The sequence below is a fragment of the Streptomyces sp. NPDC048441 genome (genome assembly GCF_043200235.1).
In the GTDB taxonomy this organism is placed as follows: Bacteria; Actinomycetota; Actinomycetes; order Streptomycetales; family Streptomycetaceae; genus Streptomyces.
In genome coordinates this window covers 329,839-347,568 of the sequence record NZ_JBICXM010000002.1, presented here as the reverse complement: position 1 = coordinate 347,568, position 17,730 = coordinate 329,839, and the positions used below count along the sequence as shown (strand labels likewise).

General features: G+C 70.6%; 15 protein-coding genes. 9 read left to right on the top strand and 6 right to left on the bottom strand.

What is annotated here, in order from left to right; genetic code table 11:
* The first annotated feature begins 28 nt into the window (after positions 1-28).
* The 4 genes from ACGFSB_RS05830 (at position 29) to ACGFSB_RS05815 (ending at position 4,681) form a co-directional block, all read left to right on the top strand.
* Positions 29-622: a TIGR03086 family metal-binding protein gene (locus tag ACGFSB_RS05830; RefSeq protein WP_393394628.1), complete on the top strand. Its 594-nt coding sequence runs from the start codon at positions 29-31 to the stop codon at positions 620-622.
* Between the two features lie 53 nt (positions 623-675).
* Complete coding sequence (locus tag ACGFSB_RS05825) at positions 676-1,668, top strand: AraC family transcriptional regulator (RefSeq protein ID WP_393394625.1); 993 nt, start codon at positions 676-678, stop codon at positions 1,666-1,668.
* 867 nt (positions 1,669-2,535) lie between these two features.
* The gene (locus tag ACGFSB_RS05820) at positions 2,536-3,333 is read left to right on the top strand and encodes a SigB/SigF/SigG family RNA polymerase sigma factor (RefSeq protein WP_393394622.1); all 798 of its coding nucleotides are present in this window, start codon (positions 2,536-2,538) and stop codon (positions 3,331-3,333) included.
* A gap of 112 nt (positions 3,334-3,445) precedes the next feature.
* Positions 3,446-4,681 carry an aminotransferase class I/II-fold pyridoxal phosphate-dependent enzyme gene (locus ACGFSB_RS05815; RefSeq protein WP_393394619.1) on the top strand — a complete coding sequence of 412 codons (1,236 nt, stop codon included), beginning with the start codon at positions 3,446-3,448 and terminating at the stop codon, positions 4,679-4,681.
* A 7-nt stretch (positions 4,682-4,688) separates the two neighbouring features.
* Here the strand turns inward: ACGFSB_RS05815 and ACGFSB_RS05810 are convergent, their stop codons facing one another.
* The gene (locus ACGFSB_RS05810) at positions 4,689-5,306 is read right to left on the bottom strand and encodes a DedA family protein (RefSeq protein WP_393394617.1); all 618 of its coding nucleotides are present in this window, start codon (positions 5,304-5,306) and stop codon (positions 4,689-4,691) included.
* The gene (locus ACGFSB_RS05805) at positions 5,303-6,091 is read right to left on the bottom strand and encodes an MBL fold metallo-hydrolase (protein WP_393394615.1); all 789 of its coding nucleotides are present in this window, start codon (positions 6,089-6,091) and stop codon (positions 5,303-5,305) included. The genes ACGFSB_RS05810 and ACGFSB_RS05805 overlap by 4 nt, the downstream gene beginning before the upstream one ends.
* Before the next feature lie 99 nt (positions 6,092-6,190).
* Here ACGFSB_RS05805 and ACGFSB_RS05800 point away from each other — a divergent pair, with 99 nt between their 5' ends.
* The 3 genes from ACGFSB_RS05800 (at position 6,191) to ACGFSB_RS05790 (ending at position 10,320) form a co-directional block, all read left to right on the top strand.
* Entirely contained in the window at positions 6,191-6,613 is a 423-nt protein-coding gene (locus tag ACGFSB_RS05800; protein ID WP_393394612.1) for a hypothetical protein, read from the top strand.
* A gap of 78 nt (positions 6,614-6,691) precedes the next feature.
* Positions 6,692-8,836, top strand: a complete 2,145-nt coding sequence (locus ACGFSB_RS05795) for an alkaline phosphatase family protein (protein ID WP_393394610.1) — start codon at positions 6,692-6,694, stop codon at positions 8,834-8,836.
* Positions 8,837-8,919: 83 nt separating this feature from the next.
* The gene (locus tag ACGFSB_RS05790) at positions 8,920-10,320 is read left to right on the top strand and encodes an amino acid permease (RefSeq protein WP_393394608.1); all 1,401 of its coding nucleotides are present in this window, start codon (positions 8,920-8,922) and stop codon (positions 10,318-10,320) included.
* A 25-nt stretch (positions 10,321-10,345) separates the two neighbouring features.
* Here the strand turns inward: ACGFSB_RS05790 and ACGFSB_RS05785 are convergent, their stop codons facing one another.
* Positions 10,346-11,983, bottom strand: coding sequence for a DUF6345 domain-containing protein (locus ACGFSB_RS05785; protein WP_393394605.1), 1,638 nt, complete (start codon positions 11,981-11,983; stop codon positions 10,346-10,348).
* A 401-nt stretch (positions 11,984-12,384) separates the two neighbouring features.
* Between ACGFSB_RS05785 and ACGFSB_RS05780 the strand changes: the two genes are divergently transcribed.
* A complete protein-coding gene (locus ACGFSB_RS05780; protein WP_393394602.1) occupies positions 12,385-12,810 on the top strand; it encodes an OsmC family peroxiredoxin in 426 nt (141 codons plus the stop codon).
* A gap of 170 nt (positions 12,811-12,980) precedes the next feature.
* Positions 12,981-14,846, top strand: coding sequence for a molecular chaperone DnaK (gene dnaK / locus ACGFSB_RS05775; protein ID WP_393394600.1), 1,866 nt, complete (start codon positions 12,981-12,983; stop codon positions 14,844-14,846).
* Here dnaK and narI read toward each other — a convergent pair.
* The 3 genes from narI to narH are packed head-to-tail and all read right to left on the bottom strand — an operon-like array spanning position 14,843 to position 17,729.
* The gene (gene narI / locus ACGFSB_RS05770) at positions 14,843-15,565 is read right to left on the bottom strand and encodes a respiratory nitrate reductase subunit gamma (RefSeq protein ID WP_393394597.1); all 723 of its coding nucleotides are present in this window, start codon (positions 15,563-15,565) and stop codon (positions 14,843-14,845) included. The genes dnaK and narI overlap by 4 nt on opposite strands.
* Positions 15,565-16,137: a nitrate reductase molybdenum cofactor assembly chaperone gene (narJ, locus tag ACGFSB_RS05765; protein ID WP_393394594.1), complete on the bottom strand. Its 573-nt coding sequence runs from the start codon at positions 16,135-16,137 to the stop codon at positions 15,565-15,567. The genes narI and narJ overlap by 1 nt, the downstream gene beginning before the upstream one ends.
* Entirely contained in the window at positions 16,134-17,729 is a 1,596-nt protein-coding gene (gene narH, locus ACGFSB_RS05760) for a nitrate reductase subunit beta (RefSeq protein WP_393394591.1), read from the bottom strand. The genes narJ and narH overlap by 4 nt, the downstream gene beginning before the upstream one ends.
* Between the last annotated feature and the right edge of the window lies 1 nt (position 17,730).

Below are 17,730 nucleotides of genomic sequence, written 5' to 3'. Positions count from 1 at the left end.
TGCCGGGCCCAGGAGGACAATGGCGGGTATGGCAGACACGACTGGCAAGGCAGGACACCCGCTCCTCGCCCGGCACTCCGCCGCGCTCGAACTGTTCACCGACCGGGTGCACGCGGTCCGTGCCGATCAGTGGGACGCGCGCACGCCGTGCACCGACTGGTCGGTGAGCGACCTCGTCAACCACCTCACCGCCGAGCAGCTCTGGGTGCCCTCGCTCGTCCGCGACGGCGCCACCATCGCCTCCGTCGGCGACGCCTTCGACGGCGACATGCTCGGCCCCGACCCGGTCGCCTCCTGGGACACGGCCGCCGCAGCGTCCCGCGGGGCGTTCCAGGAGCCGGGCGCCCTCGACCGCACGGTCCACCTTTCCTTCGGCGACACTTCCGCGGTGTTCTACTGCGGGCAGATGATCAGCGACCTCGTCGTGCACGCCTGGGACCTGTCCCGGGCGATCGGCGCGGACGAAAAGCTTCCGGATGACCTGGTCGCCTTCTCCGTACGGGAAATCACGCCGTACGCTGCGGACTTGGCGAAGAGTGGCCTCTTCGCCCCCGCGGTGGAACCACCCGATGGTGCCGATGTGCAGACGAAGCTGCTGAGTCTGCTGGGGCGCCGGGTGTAGCCGCGGGGGAGCACGAGTGATGCGGTGACGCAGGGGGATCGGGTGAATCGCGGGTGACGGCTGAGCCGGTGAGGGCGTCGTTCAGGACCGGGGACGTGGACGAGGCGCGGCAGATGATCTGCGACACGTTCTACAGCAACTACATGGACGTCATCGACGGGCCGCGCACCTTCCGGGCCGAGTTCGACGTCGGCCGGCTCGGCGCGCTCACCGTCGGGGAGCTGAGCTGCGGTGCCGATGTGCGGATGCGGCTCGGTGAACTGGGCGCGTACCACGTGAACATCCTGCTCGGTGGGCACATGAGCTACCGGCAGGGCGGCGGCCCCGGCACGGTCGCGACCGCGGAGCGCGCCGGGGTGTTCCAGCCCGTCGGCGACACGGTGGTGGACCGATGGACGGGCGACTGCCGCGTCCTCGCGGTGAAGGTGGACCGCGAGGCGCTGGAGTGGCGCCTCGAGCAGCTGATCGGGCGTCCCGTCCGCGCCCCGCTGACGCTCGCGCCCGAACTCGACATCACGCGTGGTCCCGGCCGCGGGTGGGCCCGGCTCGTGACGACGGTCGTCGAGGAGCTGTGCGACGCGCCGGACGCCGCGCCGCCCGGCGCGTCGCTGTACACGTCTCCGCTGGTCGCCGCGCCCTTGCAGGAGGCTGTCCTGAACGGGTTGCTGCTCGCCGCCGAGCATCCCTTCCGTGACGAACTCACCGCTCCGGTGCGGAAGTTGCGTCCGAAGCCCGTGAAGCGCGCGATGGACGTGGTCCAGGAGCGGCCCGAGTATCCGTTCACCCCCGCCGGTCTTGCCGACGAGGCGCAGGTCGGGGTGCGCTGGCTCCAGGAGGCGTTCCGCCGCTATGTGGGCATGTCGCCCATGGCGTACGTACGGGACGTACGGCTGACCAGGGTGCGCGACGAACTGCGGGCGGCGGACCCCGGCGCGTTGAGCGTGAGCGAGGTGGCGCACCGGTGGGGCTTCAGTCACCTGGGGAGGTTCGCCGAGCAGTACCGGGCCCGGTTCGGGGAGTTGCCGTCCCGCACACTCCGGGGCTGAGCTTGCGTTATCCGGACAGTGGCCGCGCTCAGCGGATCGTGACCGCGGAGTAGCTGATTTATCGTTTCACCCGTCGTCGTTCGGGCCGGTCGGCGCCCACGGGTCCATCAACCCGCCCCGAGGGCGCGGCCGTGACGGACCATCGACGACGCTCCGGTCCGGCTTTCACCGCCGGGCCGGGTCGGCGCCGCGGGTCCGGCCGCTCCCCCCGCACCACCCGTGCGACCGGACCCGCCCCTTCCGAACCGGTCCGGGACCCCGCCCGGCCGGAAGCCGGTCCGGTCGCACGGGTGGCCTGTGTGCTCACCGTGAGGGGATCGGCGCCGTCGGCGACGGCCCGCAGTGCGATGTCCCGGTCGGTGAGTACGCCGACCACCCGGCCGTCCGTGGCCACCAGGACATGGCGCCATGGCTCGGGCCCTTCCTCCGGGAGTTCGTCGTCCCGGCGCTGTACCTATGTGCGGCCGGTCCATGCGGGTTTGCCCGGTGGAAGGTGGGAGACCCGGCCTGGCACAGCCCTCACGGGCGCTCTCGGAGAGAAGGAATCATGGCGGTTCTCGCTGTGTTCATCCCCGTCGCGATGCTGGGCGTCGTCCTGGCACTCGGCCGGTACGAGGAGTGGTTGCTGCCGTCGGTCAAGGATGCCGCCGACGCCGGCTCTGACGCCGGCTCTGACGACGCGGAATCGGGAGCCCCGGTGTTTGCCCCCCGGCCCTCGGGGCAAGCGAAGTGGAACAGTGCTTCGGACCGGAGGCACGTCCGTGGGAGTGGAAGGCGCTCGCCCCGGGTGTGCCCTGTCGCTCAGACACGTGCGCTCCCACGGTGACTCTTGAACCCAAGGCACCGACAAGGGAGTTGCGACGCACCATGCGAACCGACGCGCGACAGACGAAGCGCCACCCGCACGACGACGCCCCCGACACCGCAGCCGCCTTCCGCAGGCTCACCGAGATGCCGCACGGTCCCGAACGCGACGCGCTGCGCCAGGAGTTGGTCAAGGCCTGGCTGCCGATGGCCGAGCGGCTCGCGGGCCGGTTCCGCGACCGTGGCGAAGCCCTCGACGACCTGCGGCAGGTCGCGGCCCTCGGCCTGGTCAAGGCCGTCGACCGGTACGACCCCGAGCACGGCAGCGCCTTCGAGAGCTACGCGGTGCCGACCGTCACCGGTGAGATCAAGCGGCACTTCCGTGACCACATGTGGACCCTCCATGTGCCGCGCCGCGTACAGGAGTTGCGCAACCGGGTGCGATTCGCCCGCCAGGACCTCGTCCAGACCGTTCACGGCCGGGTGCCGACCCTCGCCGAGATCGCCGAGAAGGCCCAGCTGTCCGAGGGGGACACCGCCGCCGGACTGGAGGCGCTCGACAGCTTCACCGCGCTCTCCCTGGACGCCGAACTCCCGGGCAGCGAGGACGGATACTCGCTGCGGGAGGCGCTCGGCGGGCCCGACCCCGCGCTCGACATCGTCATCGACCGGGAGGCCGTCAAGCCGCGCATCGCGGCGCTGCCCGAGCGGGAGCGCGACATCCTCTACATGCGGTTCTTCGGCGACATGACGCAGAGCCGCATCGCCGAGGAGCTCGGCATCTCGCAGATGCACGTCTCCCGCCTGATCAGCCGCTGCTGCGACCGCCTGCGTGACCAGGTCATGCAGGACGCGGCCTAGGACCCAGGCCCCAGGACCCAGGGCCTGGCGGCCGGCGGCGGCCTGTGCGAGGACGTCACCCGGGCGGAGCCCACCGCGCGCGGACGGCGGCCCGGCGCGTTTCGATTGGTTCATGCGGACGGAATCCGAAGGCCGTGGGACTGTCCGGTACGGGCCGCCCCTGCCGGAGCCGGGCCTTCCGGTCCTGCCCGAGCTGTCCGCCGTGCTCGCGGGCGCCGCGGGCCGCGCCCATGCCGAACCGCCCGGTGGCGGCCCAGCCCTCCTGGAGGCCGCGGGCGGCTACTGGGCCCGGCGCGGCCTCGCAGTGGAGCGTGACCAGGTCGTCGCGGCGCCCGGGGCCCCGCCCCTGCTCCTCGCGCTCACCGCGGCCCTCGGCGGCGGTGACGTCCTGCTGCCGCGCCCCTGTCCCGCCTGGTGGGCGCCGCAGGCTCGGCTGCTCGGCCGGTCGGTGTATCACGTGCCGACGCCCGCCGAATGCGGCGGCGTCCCCGATCCTTACGCCCTCCTGGAGACCGTCCGCCGTATCCGTGCCGAGGGCGGCACCCCGCGGCTCCTCGTGCTCTCCGTCGCCGACGACCCGACCGCCACCGTGCCGCCGCCGGAAGTGCTGCACGAGGCGGTGGAGGCGGCCGCGGACGAGGGGCTGCACATCGTCAGCGACGAGACCTGGCGCGACACCCTGCACCGGCCGCACGACACCGTGCTCATCGGCCCCGCCGAGATGGACCCCGACCGCGTGACGGTCCTGACCGACCTCTCCGGGGCGTTCCTGCCGCCGGGCTGGCCCGCCGCGGTCGCCCGTTTCCCGGCCGGTGCGCGGGGCGCCGCGCTGCGGGCCCGCACCCTGGACGCCCTCACCGCACTCGGCGCGCTCCTCTCGCCGCCGGTCGCGGCGGCGGCAGCGTACGCGCTGGGGGAGCCGGAGGAGATCACCGACCGGCTGACCCGCGCGACCGGCCTGCACGCGCGCGTGGCCGCCGCCGCGCACCGCGCCGTGCTCGCGGCGGGCGCGCTCGCCCGGCCCCCGCAGGCGGGACGGCACCTCTACGTAGACCTCGACCCACTCCGCCCCGCCCTCGCCGCCCGCGGGGTCGGTGACTCTCAGGACCTGGAGGACTTCCTCGGCGAACGCCTCGCCATGCCCGCCCCCGGCGGCCACCGCTTCGGCGACGAGCTCGGGGTGCTGCGGGTACGTCTGGCCACGGGGCCGCTGCTCGGCTCGACCCGGCAGGAGCGGCTCGCGGCTCTCACCGCACCGGACGCGCTGGTGCTGCCGCATGTGGAACGGGCGTTGAGCACGCTCGGATCGGCCTTCGACGACCTCCGCACGGCAGCTGACAGGCTCTAGGCCAGCCCTAGGCCACCACGCGCCGAACCTTCCGCCACACCGTCGGCGCCACGCTGATAAGGACCGTAAGACCGACCGCCAGCGCCACGCCCTCCCACGGTTCCTTGAAGAGGGAGCCGCCGAGAATGCCGATCAGTTGGTACGTCACCGCCCAGGCGAGGCACGCCGGCACGTCCCCGCGTGCGAACTGTCGCAGCGGCATCTTCGCCATCAGACACGCCAGCATCACCGGAATCCGCCCGGCGGGCACCAGCCGGGAAAGCACGAGGACCAGTACGCCGTGGTACTCGAGCTTCTCCTGCGCCTGCGTCAGACGGTCCTCGGGTGCGCGGTCGCGGATCGCCGCGAGCCAGCGCGAGCCGTTCTTCGAACGCATACCGCGCTGACCGAGCCAGTACAGCCCCAGGTCCCCGATGAACGCGGCGAGCGCCGAGACGCCGAACACCACGAGCAGCGCGAACGGCGCCTCCTGGTGGACGGCCACCACCGCGGCGGAGCTGACGAGGGCACCCGTCGGCACGACCGGCACCAGCGCGCCGAGCACGATGAGCAGGAACAGCGACGGATAGCCGACCGCCTGCTGCGTCGACTCCGGCGGCGCCTGCGCCGCCGCGGCGAGGATCACTGTGGTTCCCCCTTGGCGACCTCGGGCCGCACCCGCTCGCCGTGCTCCAGGCGGTGCACCGCCACCTCGGGCGCGAGCCGTGCCGCCTGGCGCACGAACTCCTCGCCCGGCGTGTGGAATTCATGCGGCCGTACGGCGTCCATGCCGATCGGCCAGTACGTCCCGTAGTGCACCGGTACAGCGCTGCGCGGCGCGATCCTGGCGAGGGCGACCGCCGCGCGCGTCGCATCGAGATGACCATGGCCGAGATACGGCCCCCAGCCGCCGACGGGCAGCAACGCCACATCGACGTCACCGACCTCGTCGGCCATCGAGTCGAAGAGCCCGGTGTCCCCGGCGAAGTACGTCCGGGCCTCGCCCCGCACCACGAACCCGAGCGCGGGTGCGCGATGCGGTCCGACGGGCAGCCGCCGCCCGTCGTGCCGAGCCGTCACCGCGCGTACGACGAGGTCGCCGACCCGCACCTCGTCCCCGGGCACGACGTCGATGAGATGCAGGTGGGCGAGCCTGCGCCCGAGCCCCGGCACCTGCCGGCGTGCGCCGCGCGGGAGCAGGACGCGGGTGTCGGGGGCCAGCCTCGCCAGGGAGGGCAGATGCAGATGGTCGGCGTGCAGATGGGAGACGAGCACGGCGTCCGCGACGGCCGCTTCGGACGCCGGGAGCACCCCCCTGCGCCGGCGCAGATGGGCGAGGCGGGGGGCGAAAAGCGGGTCGGTGAGCACCCGCAGGCCCGAATCCTCGATCGTGCAGGTGGCATGACCCCACCAGGTGATCTCCACCGGCACTCCGGTTCCTCCTCCACGCGACTGTTTACGAGCCTACGGCCAGGAGTAGGGTCTTCGGCTGACGCCAGTGGTGAGAACGCCGGAGGTGAGGGGGCCGCGATGGGAGAGACCGCGAGCGTGACAGTGGTGCGGGTCGCGGCGATCGCCAGCCTGACACCGCTCGAGGAGCTGGACGACGACCCCTTCCTGGTGGACTCCCGCAGTCAGCACGCGATGTGCGCGCGGTGGGCCGCCGCCCGGGGGTACGTGATCACCCGTGAACTCGTGGTCCACGGGCTGCCCTGCGACCACGCCGTGCTCTGGGCGGACGTCGAGGAGGGCCTCGTGGACCTCTTCGTCGTACCGAGCCGCCGGGTCCTCGACCGTGCGCTGAGCTCGGCGGACGAGTTCACCGCGGAGTGCGGGCGCCGTGGCGTACGGATCGAGACCGCGGGCCTCGCGGAACCGTCGTACGACTCGGTGATGAAGGCCCATGTCCACCGGCGCCTGTCGATGCCGACGGCGGGGTACGACGGCCGCTGACCTGTCCCCGCCCACTCGCCCGTTCACCCTGTGACACGCTGGTGTCCTGATCTGTCATGAAACGTGAGGCGGCACAGCGTGGGGCGAGGGCGTTGGCGGGCGGTCGGCAGTGCTCTGTGGCGCTCCGTCGCCGTGTGGCTCGTCAGTACGCTCACCATGCTCGCGCTCGCCGGGATTCTGCCCGACTTCCAGTTGCAGTCCGACGACGGCGACAGCGCCACCCGCATCGCCGTCACCGCCGCACTCGGCGCCGGTGCCTTCGGCCTTCTCTCCTCGCTGGTGTGGCCCGTGCTCGTACGGGCGCTGCTGCTCGTGCCCGCGCTCGTGCTCGGTCTGCTCGCCTTCTTCCTCAACGGATCGCTGCTGCTCCTCGCGCTGCGGCTCATCCCCGACGGACGCGGTGAGGCCAATGCCGAGACCGCGGTCGTCGTCGCCGCGGTGATGTCCGCCGTCGCCTCCGCCACCGGAGGCGCCCTCGCCGTCCGTGACGACGACGCCTACCGCCGCCGCCTCTACCGCCTCGCCGACCGAAGACGCCGCCGCGGAGAAGCGCGGACCGGTCCCGCAGCGCCCGGCACCGTCTTCATCCAGCTCGACGGCGTCGGACACGACGTCCTGCGTGCTGCCGCGGAGAAGGGGCTCATGCCGACCATCGGCGGCTGGCTCGGCCAGGAGGGGGAGCCGAGCCACCGCCTCACGCCCTGGCGCACGGACTGGTCGAGTCAGACCGGCGCGAGCCAGCTCGGCATCCTGCACGGCTCGAACCACGACATCCCCGCCTTCCGCTGGTACGAGAAGGACACCGGCGAGGTCATGGTCTCCAACCGGCCCGCGTCCGCCGTCGAACTACAGCGCCGCGCCATCGAGCGCACCGGCGACGGCGGCCTCCTCACCGTCGACGGCGCGAGCCGCGGCAACCTCTTCAGCGGCGGCGCCGACCAGCTCGCCCTCGTGCTCTCCATGGCCGCCCGAAGGGGCAGGGAGAACCGGTCGCGCGCCGGGTACTTCGCCTACTTCTCCGATCCGGCCAACGCCGTCCGCACCGCCCTCTCCTTCATCGCCGAAGTCGGCCGAGAGATCGGCGAGTCGACCAGGGCCCGGATCAAGAAGCGGCGCCCGCGCATCAGCCGTGGCGGTCTGTACCCCTTCATCCGCGCCTTCGCGACCGTCGTCGAGCGCGATGTCGTCGTCGCCGCGGTCATCGGGGACATGCTCGCCGGGCGGACCGCGGTCTACGCCGACCTCGTCGCTTACGACGAAGTGGCGCACCACTCGGGGCCGTCCGGCAGCGACGTGGAGAAGGTCCTCCAGCGCCTCGACCGGTCCCTCGCGCTGATCGCCAAGGTCGCCGAACACGCACCACGCGCCTACCGCATCGTGGTCCTCTCCGACCACGGCCAGAGCCCCGGCGAGACCTTCCACGCCCGCTACGGCCTCACCATCGGCGACCTCGTCCGGGCCGGCTGCGGCCTGCCCGTGCCGCGCAAGGCTCAGCGCACGCACAGCGGCGCCGAGGCCCGCTCGACGGTGCGCGCCGCGCTGCGCCGCCCCGTGGAGGAGGGCGCGGGCCAACACCGCCCCGCCCGCCGCGCCGAGCCCATCGTGCTCGCATCCGGTAACCTCGGCCTCGTTTCGTTCCCCGACGTCCCGCACCGCATGACCCGCGAGGAGATCGACCTCCGCCACCCGGCGCTGCTCCCCACCCTCGCCAATCACCCCGGCATCGGCTTCCTCCTCGTACGGAGTGAAGAGCACGGCCCTGTCGTCCTCGGCGCGCGCGGGGCCGAGATCCACCTCGACGAGGAGCCCCACGACCTCGGGCCGCTCGCCGACTTCGGCCCTGGCGCCGCCGACGCCGTGCGCCGCACCGACGGCTTCCCGCATGTCGCCGACATCATGGTCAACTCCTGGTACGACCCCCAGGACGGCGAAGTCCTCGCCTTCGAGGAGCAGATCGGCTCGCACGGCGGACTCGGCGGCGCCCAGGCCCGCCCCTTCCTCCTGTCGCCGCTCACGCTCCCGGCGCCTGTGCCTGACGGGCATGAACTCGTCGGCGCCGAGCGGGTCCACGACGTACTGCGCGAATGGCTCGGCGCATCCCAGGGACCGGAGATTCCGCTGGTGGGAGGGGGTGCCACCGCCGTGGACGATTCCCCGCCCAGCGGCCGGGACGGCACAGCATTTACGGCCGGTGACCCTGCCGTGCAGGACAAAACACGCTGATTTTGCGCCCTTCCCGTCGTGTCCGACCATGGGCTCCGCCCGGCGATCCCGGGCACCCGGCACGATGAGAGGCGCACCACCCCATGCACGACACCGGAACCGTGACCCAGCCGGCTCCGGCCCCCGACCAGGAAGAACAGCACACGGCAAGGCCCGATGAGCAGAGCAGCAGGCACGCTCGCCGCTTCGGCCTTCCCATCGCCACCTGCCTCGTCATGGGCAACATCATCGGCGGCGGCATCTTCCTGCTCCCGGCCTCCGTCGCTCCCTTCGGGACCATCAGCCTCGTCGCGTTCGGCGTCCTGACCGCGGGCGCGATCGCCCTCGCGCTCGTCTTCGGGCGCCTCGCCCAGCGCGATCCGCGCACCGGCGGACCGTACGTCTACGCACGCGAGGCGTTCGGCGACTTCGCCGGGTTCCTCTCAGCCTGGTCCTACTGGGCGACCACCTGGGTGTCGAACGCCGCGCTCGCCGTCGCCGCCGTCGGCTATCTGGACGTCCTGATACCGGTCAACGACCACAAGTGGACCGCCTGCCTGGCCGCCCTCGTCCTGCAACTCCTGCCCGCACTCGCGAACCTCGCGGGCACCCGCTACATCGGAGCGGTCCAACTCATCGCCACCGTACTGAAGTTCCTGCCGCTGCTCCTGGTCGCGATCGGCGGTCTCTTCTTCTTCGACAGCGCCAACCTCGGCCCCTTCCAGGCGACCGGCGAAAGCCCCGTCGGCGCGGTCTCCGCGTCCGCCGCGATCCTGCTCTTCTCCTACCTGGGAATCGAGTCGGCCGCCGTCAGCGCCGGTGAAGTACGCGACCCGCGCCGCAACGTCGGGCGCGCCACCATCCTGGGCACCCTCGGCGCCGCCCTCGTCTACCTGCTCGGCACCCTCGCCGTCTTCGGCACCGTCGCCCACGACAAGCTCGTCGGCTCCACCGCGCCGTTCTCCGACGCCGTCAACGCCATGTTCGGCGGCTCCTGGGGCGGTACGGCGGTGGCGCTCGCCGCGCTCGTCTCGATGGTCGGCGCGCTCAACGGCTGGACCCTGCTGAGCGCCCAGACTCCGTACGCGGCCGCCAAGGACGGGCTCTTCCCGAGCGCCTTCGGTAAGAAGCGGCGCGGTGTGCCGACGGTGGGCGTCCTGGTCACCGTCGTCCTCGCCTCGCTCCTGACCGTCTACAACTACACGGCCGGTTCGAGCGGCGTCTTCGAGTCCCTCGTCCTGATCACCACGTTCACCGCGACCGTGCCCTACCTCCTGGCCACCGCCGCGCAGATCTACTTCCTCGTCTCCGGGCAGGGCGAGCGCGTCAACCGGGCACGCCTGGTGCGGGACGGCGTCCTCGCGGGCATCGCGTTCGGGTTCTCCATGTGGCTCGTCGCCGGGTCCGGATACGCGGCCGTCTACCAGGGCGTCCTGTTCCTCTTCGTGGGTGTCCTCGCCTACGCGTGGATGGCGGCCCGCAAGAAGCGGACCGCCACCCACTGACTTCCTTCTCCCCGCTGACCGCCTCCTACCTGGCGAGCGGTGCGACCACCCAGCGGCGGGTGGTGAACATGCCGTCGGGCGGGCCGATCTCGATCAGCTTGCGGGCGGCCGGGTAGGCCTCGTTGCCCTCGATCTCATAGCCGACGTCGAACGTGCCGGGCACGTCCCTGACCTGGGGTGCCGAAGGTGCCTTGGCACCCTTGGCGCCCTGGCCCGACTCGTCGGCCGTGACGGCGGCGAGCTCGGCGAGCAGCTTCTGCTGTGCCGCGGCGAGCGCCTTGCGCGGGTCGCGCTCGAGCGGCGCGGACGCCGCGGCCTTGCCACCGCTGAGCGGCGGCGGCGTGATGTCGGTGCTCGGCTCGCGCGTCGTGCCGGTGCTCTCACGGGTGGAGATCTGCGCGTGGACGACGGTCGCGTCGTTGTCCAGGGCCACGCGGATCACACCGCGGTCGGGCGTGATGACCGGTACGCCGTCGAAGACCTGCCGGAAGGTCACATGGGTCTCCAGCGACACCGGCTGACCGAGCTCGGAGCCGTCCTTCGCCCCGGAGTTCTGCATCAGGTCGTGCACGCTGTCGACGATCAGCTCGGCGCCGTCCGCGTGCTGCTCGGCGAACGCACGCGCCGCGTCGACGGCCTGCTCCGTGGGCAGCTGCCGCAGGTTGCGCGGGTTGGCCTCGGCGAGCTTGATCCACCGTACGGCGTGTGGCGCGGTGGAGATGACCCGGTCACCGGAGGTCGCGCTGAGCACGCCCTGCCGCTCGACCTGCACCTCTTGGAGCGCCGCCGACGGGAAGCTGGCGATCCGGCCCAGCTTGGTGAGCTCTTCGCCCGGGTCGCGCGGTGCGAGCTGGACGATCTGCGGGCTGCTCGGCGCCTGTGTCAGCGGCTCCCTGAGGGAGGCGCGGGCGTTGTACCAGCGCCAGGCGTACCAGTTGTCCGGCACGTGCTCGCGGTAGAGGGTGCGCTCGCCGTTCAGGCGGGCGGTGGCGTCGGCCTGGGTGGTGCCGACTGCGCAGACCGAGGGCGCCTGGCCGTGGTAGATGTCCCAACTCGCGTTCAGCCACGCGTCGGTGAACGTCTGGCCGGCCCGCCACTTCTCCCAGAACTTCTTGCCGTAGTCCGGGCTGTCGATGCTGGTCGTCTCGAACCCGAAGATCATGCGGAAGCCGATGTTGGGACCGGCCCAGGTGCGGATCGGCGAGTGCCCGCCGAGCACGCGCAGTGAGTTGCAGGTGGACCAGAAGATGTAGTTCGCCTTCTCGTTGCCCAGCGCCATCCGGTTCGATACCGCGTCGCTGCGGCCGTCCCAGACCGCGCCGAGTGGCGCGAAGAAGACGCCGTTGCCGTCCATGCCACCGTGACCCGAGTGGTAGACGGCGACCACCGCGTCCATGCCGTAGCGGTCCTGCCAGTTGTCGTACGCCTCCTCGTACGCCCACACCTGCGCCCCGCCGTCCGCGAACCAGAAGTTGCGGTCGTAGAACTGCTGGAGGTACGCCAGCCACCCGGTGGCGTCTTCGTGGGTGTGGAAGAGAGTGTTCTGGTTGACGAACTTCTGGATGCTGAAGGCGCCCCACCAGCCGAACGTCGAGTCGCGATCACCGGCGGCTCCCGGCTTCTCCCCTTCCAGCGGAGACGGGCCGTGTTCCGTGTAGTTCATGCGCATAGCCAAACCCCCTGAGTGGTCTCCTCGTCCCGTGGGCGAGGGGGCCTCAAGGTGTCACCGCGTGACTGCCTTGCAAAGTTCCCATTCCGGCCATAGCGACTGCGCACCGGGACTTCCACCGCGCCTCAGGCGTCCCGTTGGAGGGGGGCGTGCGAGGTGGTACGCAGTGGGGCCGGGAGGCCGCTGACGCACCGGAGCATGGTGTGTGTCAGCCCCGTCGGGGTGACCCGCCCGCTGCTCGGTCCTGCGGCGGTGCGGCCCGTTTTCGTCTGAGGGGAGCGCCTGGCGCCCACCGCCGTGGGCCGGTCTTCCGCGTGCGCCGAGTCAGGGTGTGATCGGATGGGTGCACGGACGTTCCGAACGCATCACGGAACCGCATTGAAGGGATCTACATCGTGGCTACCACGCGCTCCGCGCACACGGTCTGGGAAGGCAACCTGCTGGAGGGCTCCGGCACGGTCACCTTCGACTCCTCCGGGATCGGGGAGCAGGCCGTGTCCTGGCCGTCCCGCGCCGAGCAGGCCAACGGCAAGACCAGCCCGGAAGAGCTGATCGCCGCCGCGCACTCCAGCTGCTTCTCCATGGCCTTCTCCGCGGGCCTTGCCAAGGCGGGCACCCCGCCGACCCGCCTGGTCACGTCCGCCGACGTGACGTTCCAGCCGGGCACCGGCATCACCGGCGTCCACCTCACCGTCGAGGGCACGGTCCCCGGCATCGAGGAGGCCGCGTTCATCGCCGCCGCCGAGGACGCCAAGGCGAACTGCCCGGTCAGCCAGGCGCTGACGGGCACGACCATCACGCTGACGGCGAAGCTCGCCTGACGCAGGCTTTCCGACCAGTTCCGGACTGTGCCGCCGCCCCTTCAGGGGCGGCGGCACAGTCATGGGCGGCATGGGTACGGACATAGGCGGCATTGACAACAGGCTGCTCAAGTTTTGTGATGGAGGGCGGAGGAGCCGGGTAACGGGCCCGCGGTGGAAGGGGACTGGACATGGCACGTGCAGTCGGGATCGACCTCGGAACGACGAACTCGGTGGTGGCCGTCCTGGAGGGCGGTGATCCCACGGTCGTCGCCAACGCGGAGGGAGCCCGCACCACACCCTCGGTCGTCGCCTTCGCCAAGAACGGCGACGTCCTCGTCGGAGAGGTCGCCAAGCGGCAGGCGGTCACGAACGTGGAGCGCACCGCACGCTCCGTCAAACGTCATGTGGGCGACGGCAGTTGGCGCTTCCCGGAGGGCGGCTCCGTCGCCGGTACGCGGTACACCGCGCAGGAACTCTCCGCCCGTGTCCTGCAGAAGCTCAAGCGCGACGCCGAGTCCTATCTGGGCGAGGATGTCACGGAGGCGGTCGTCACCGTCCCCGCGTACTTCGACGACACACAGCGCCAGGCCACCAAGGAGGCCGGTGAGATCGCGGGCCTGAAGGTGCTCCGCATCATCAACGAACCGACGGCGGCGGCCCTCGCGTACGGCCTCGACAAGGGCGACGACCAGACCGTCCTCGTCTTCGACCTCGGCGGCGGCACGTTCGACGTATCGCTCCTGGAGATGGGCGACGGCGTCATCGAGGTGAAGGCCACCAACGGCGACACGCAGCTGGGCGGCGACGACTGGGATCAGCGCATCGTCGAGTACCTCGTGCGGCAGTTCAAGAACGCGCACGGAGTGGACCTCGCCAAGGACAAGATGGCGCTCCAACGCCTTCGGGAGGGCGCGGAGAAGGCGAAGATCGAGCTCTCGTCGTCGAGCGAGACAGACATCAATCTGCCGTACGTGACGGCGTCGGCGGACGGTCCTCTGCATCTGGCCGAGAAGCTGACCCGCGCTCAGTTCCAGCAGCTGACAGCCGACTTGCTCGAGCGCTGCCGGGGCCCCTTCCACCAGGCGGTGAAGGACGCGGGCGTGGAGCTCTCGGCTGTCGACCACGTGATCCTGGTGGGCGGTTCGACGCGGATGCCCGCGGTGACGGAACTGGTCAAGGAACTCACCGGGAGCGAGCCGCACAAGGGGGTCAACCCGGACGAGGTGGTGGCCCTCGGTGCGGCGCTCCAGGCGGGTGTGATCAGGGGCGACGTGAAGGACGTACTGCTCCTCGACGTGACGCCGCTGTCCCTCGGGATCGAGACCAAGGGCGGCATCATGACCAAGCTCATCGAACGCAACACGACCATTCCCACCCGGCGTTCGGAAACCTTCTCGACCGCCGAGGACAACCAGCCGTCGGTCGGCATCCAGGTCTTCCAGGGCGAGCGGGAGATCGCCGCGTACAACAAGAAGCTGGGCGTCTTCGACCTGACGGGCCTGCCCCCGGCACCGCGCGGCGTCCCCAAGATCGAGGTCACCTTCGACATCGACGCCAACGGAATCATGCACGTCTCCGCGAAGGACGAGGCGACGGGCCGCGAGCAGCGCATGACGGTGACGGGCGGTTCGGCGCTCCCCAAGGACGACATCAACCGCATGGTGCGGGAGGCGGAGGAGCACGCGGAGGAGGACCGTAAGCGGCGCGACGCCGCGGAGACCCGCAACCAGGCGGAACAGCTCGTCTACCAGACGGAGCGGTTCGTCAGGGACAACGAGGAGCGGATTCCTTCGGAGACCAGGGCGGAGGTGGAGGCGGCTGCCACGGAGTTGAAAGGGATCCTGAAGGACAAGGCTGATGACACGGCCGCTTTGCGCGTGGGCGCGGAGAAGCTGGCTGCTGTCAGCCAGAAGATGGGCCAGGCCATGTATGCGTCCGCGGAGCAGGCCGCGCCGACGGAGCAGGCCTCTGCCGAGCAGGCCTCTGCCGAGGACGGTGTGGTGGACGCGGAGATCGTGGACGAGGAGAAGCCGGGGAAGGGTGCGGGGGACTAGGACCCCGTCTTCTCCCACCCCCGCCGGTCCCCCCGCGCCCCCACCCTCCGCGGATCCCGACTCCGGTACACCACATACGGCCGGAACAGGTACTGGAGGGGCGCGCTGAACATGTGGATCAGGCGGGTGAACGGCACAAGGGCGATCAGCGCCATGCCGACCACCGCGTGGATCTGGTAGAGGACCGGAACCCCGGACATCCGGTCGATGTCAGGCTGGAGGGTGAAGAGGCTGCGCGCCCAAGGGGCGATCGATTCCCGGTAGTTGTAGCCGTCGCCCGACGCGTGGGTCAGCTTCGCCGTCATGCCGATCGTGATCGAGGTCAGCAGCACCGCGTACATCAGCTTGTCGTTGTTGGTCGTCGCGCGGAACACGGGCGTATTGGTGCGCCGCCGGTAGAGCAGCAGCAGGATGCCGATCACGAGCATGATCCCGGCCGCCGTGCCCCCGTACAGCGAGAGCAGGTGGTAGGTGTGCTCCTTGATGGCCGCCTTCTGGGTCCACGACTCCGGGATGAACAGGCCCACCAGGTGCCCGACCAGGACGAACAGAATTCCGTAGTGGAACATCGGTGACGCGATGTTGAGGAGCTTCGACTCGTACACCTGCGAGGAACGCGTCGTCCAGCCGAACTTGTCGTAGCGGTAGCGGTAGACGATGCCCGCCACGAGCAGCACGAAGGCCACGTACGGGATGACGCCCCACAGCAGCGTCCTCATCAGTGCTCCCCGATCATTGCGAAGGGTTCAAGGCCGACGTCCTCCCGCGGAGGCCCCGACCGGGCCAGTGCCTGTGCCTCGGCCCGGTCCTTGGGTGAGGGCCCCGGCAGCGTCGCGCACACCGCTTCGAGTACGGGCGCGTACGGCGTACCGAAGTCGGTGAGCGCGAGCCGCAGCAGCTCCAGGCCCGGCCGGTGCTCCTCCAGGAGGACAGGACCCGCGTGGGCCGAGAACTCCAGGACCGCGGGCAGGAAGTCCGGCAGCTCCTCGCCGGTGAACTCCATGCCGTGCTCCCGGTAGACCTCCTTGAAGCGGACGAGGGTCATCCCGCGCCGCCGGGTGTCGCCGTCGCGCCACCAGCTCAGGTAGAGGCTGTGGCGGTTCTTGAAGTCGAAGACCTGGACGTAGTGTGCTGCGAGGTCGGACGGGCCGGTCGCAGCCGCGTGCGTCAGGAAGCTTTCCAACTGGGGTGCGGCAGCTGTCAGTTGGGGGAGCAGTGCACGGAACTCCTCGTCCGGATAGGACAGGCAGTGCGCGGCTGCCTGGTAGAGCACGGCGTGTTGGTCCTTCACAGCTCGTCCTCCTTGTCGGCGGTCTGCCGGTCCCGCAGTGCGTGGAAGTTCTCGATGGTCACCAGAGGAAGCTGCTTGCGGCCCGAGTCCTGGCCGAACGGCCCGTCCCCGCCCATCCCCGGACCGTCCTCGAAGTCGAGGCTGCACGAGTCGGGAAGCGCCGATTCCTCCAGGCGTTGCGCGTCACCGACCGCCGCGGTCGGGATGACGTAGCGGTCCTCGTACTTGGCGATGGCGAGGAGCCGGTACATCTCCTCGATCTCCTGCCCCGACATGCCCACGGCATCGGCGACCGAACTGTCCGGTTGGTCACCGAGGTTGATCGCCCGCATATGTGCCCGCATCGCCGCCAGCTTCTCGAGCGAGGCCCGCACAGGGCCCACATCACCCGCCGTGAAGATCTCCGCCAGGTATTCGAGCGGGATGCGCAGCGTGTCGATCGCGCCGAACAGGTTGTCCAGGTCCTCGCCGTCGTGCCCGGTCTCGCTCAGCGCGTCCACGACCGGGGAAAGCGGCGGGATGTACCAGACCATCGGCATCGTCCGGTACTCCGGATGCAGCGGGAGCGCCACCTTGTACTTGCTGATCAGCGCGTGCACGGGGGAGCGGCGTGCCGCCTCCACCCAGTCGTGGCCGATCCCGGCAGCCTCGGCCGCGCGCCGCACCTCGGGGTCCTCGGGGTCGAGGAACACCCTCAACTGGGCCTCGTACAAGGCCTTGTCGTCCTTCTGCGACGCCGCCTCCGTCACCTTGTCGGCGTCGTACAGGATCACACCGAGGTAGCGGAGCCGCCCCACGCACGTCTCCGAGCAGACGGTCGGCAGCCCCACCTCAAGGCGCGGATAGCACATCGTGCACTTCTCGGCCTTGCCGGTGCGGTGGTTGAAGTACACCTTCTTGTACGGGCACCCCGTCACGCACTTGCGCCAGCCACGGCAGCTGTCCTGGTCGACGAGGACGATGCCGTCCTCCTCGCGCTTGTACATCGCCCCGGAGGGGCAGGCCGCCACGCACGACGGGTTCAGGCAGTGCTCGCAGATGCGCGGCAGATAGAACATGAAGGTCTGCTCGAAGGCGAACTTCACCTTCTCCGCGGCCTTCTCGCGGGTCTTGGCGACCATCGGGTCGAGGTCGCCGTACTCCGTCGCGCCGCCCAGGTTGTCGTCCCAGTTCGACGACCACTCGATCTTCATGGGCTTGCCGCTGATCAGCGAGCGCGGTTCGGCGACCGGGTAGTCGTCGCCGAGCGGGGCGTCGGTGAGGTTCTTGTACTCGTACGTCCAGGGCTCGTAGTAGTCCTTGATCTCCGGAAGCTTGGGGTTGGAGAAGATCTCCAGGAGCGACTTGATGCGGCCGCCGTTCTTGAGCTTCAGGGCGCCCCGCTTGTTCAGCTCCCAGCCCCCGCGCCACTTCTCCTGGTCCTCGTAGCGGCGCGGATAGCCCTGGCCCGGACGGGTCTCGACGTTGTTGAACCAGACGTACTCCATGCCGTCGCGGTTGGTCCACGCCTGCTTGCAGGTGACGGAGCAGGTGTGGCATCCGATGCACTTGTCGAGGTTCATGACCATCGCGATCTGTGCCATGACGCGCATG

What these genes read in the sequence shown, in the direction of transcription:
- ACGFSB_RS05815 (WP_393394619.1), top strand. Translation starts at nt 3,446, where the DNA reads ATGCGGACGGAATCCGAAGGCCGTGGGACTGTCCGGTACGGGCCGCCC.
- narI (WP_393394597.1), bottom strand. Translation starts at nt 15,565, where the DNA reads ATGAGGACGCTGCTGTGGGGCGTCATCCCGTACGTGGCCTTCGTGCTG.
- ACGFSB_RS05790 (WP_393394608.1), top strand. Translation starts at nt 8,920, where the DNA reads ATGCACGACACCGGAACCGTGACCCAGCCGGCTCCGGCCCCCGACCAG.
- ACGFSB_RS05785 (WP_393394605.1), bottom strand. Translation starts at nt 11,983, where the DNA reads ATGAACTACACGGAACACGGCCCGTCTCCGCTGGAAGGGGAGAAGCCG.
- ACGFSB_RS05820 (WP_393394622.1), top strand. Translation starts at nt 2,536, where the DNA reads ATGCGAACCGACGCGCGACAGACGAAGCGCCACCCGCACGACGACGCC.
- ACGFSB_RS05830 (WP_393394628.1), top strand. Translation starts at nt 29, where the DNA reads ATGGCAGACACGACTGGCAAGGCAGGACACCCGCTCCTCGCCCGGCAC.
- narH (WP_393394591.1), bottom strand. Translation starts at nt 17,729, where the DNA reads ATGCGCGTCATGGCACAGATCGCGATGGTCATGAACCTCGACAAGTGC.
- dnaK (WP_393394600.1), top strand. Translation starts at nt 12,981, where the DNA reads ATGGCACGTGCAGTCGGGATCGACCTCGGAACGACGAACTCGGTGGTG.
- ACGFSB_RS05800 (WP_393394612.1), top strand. Translation starts at nt 6,191, where the DNA reads ATGGGAGAGACCGCGAGCGTGACAGTGGTGCGGGTCGCGGCGATCGCC.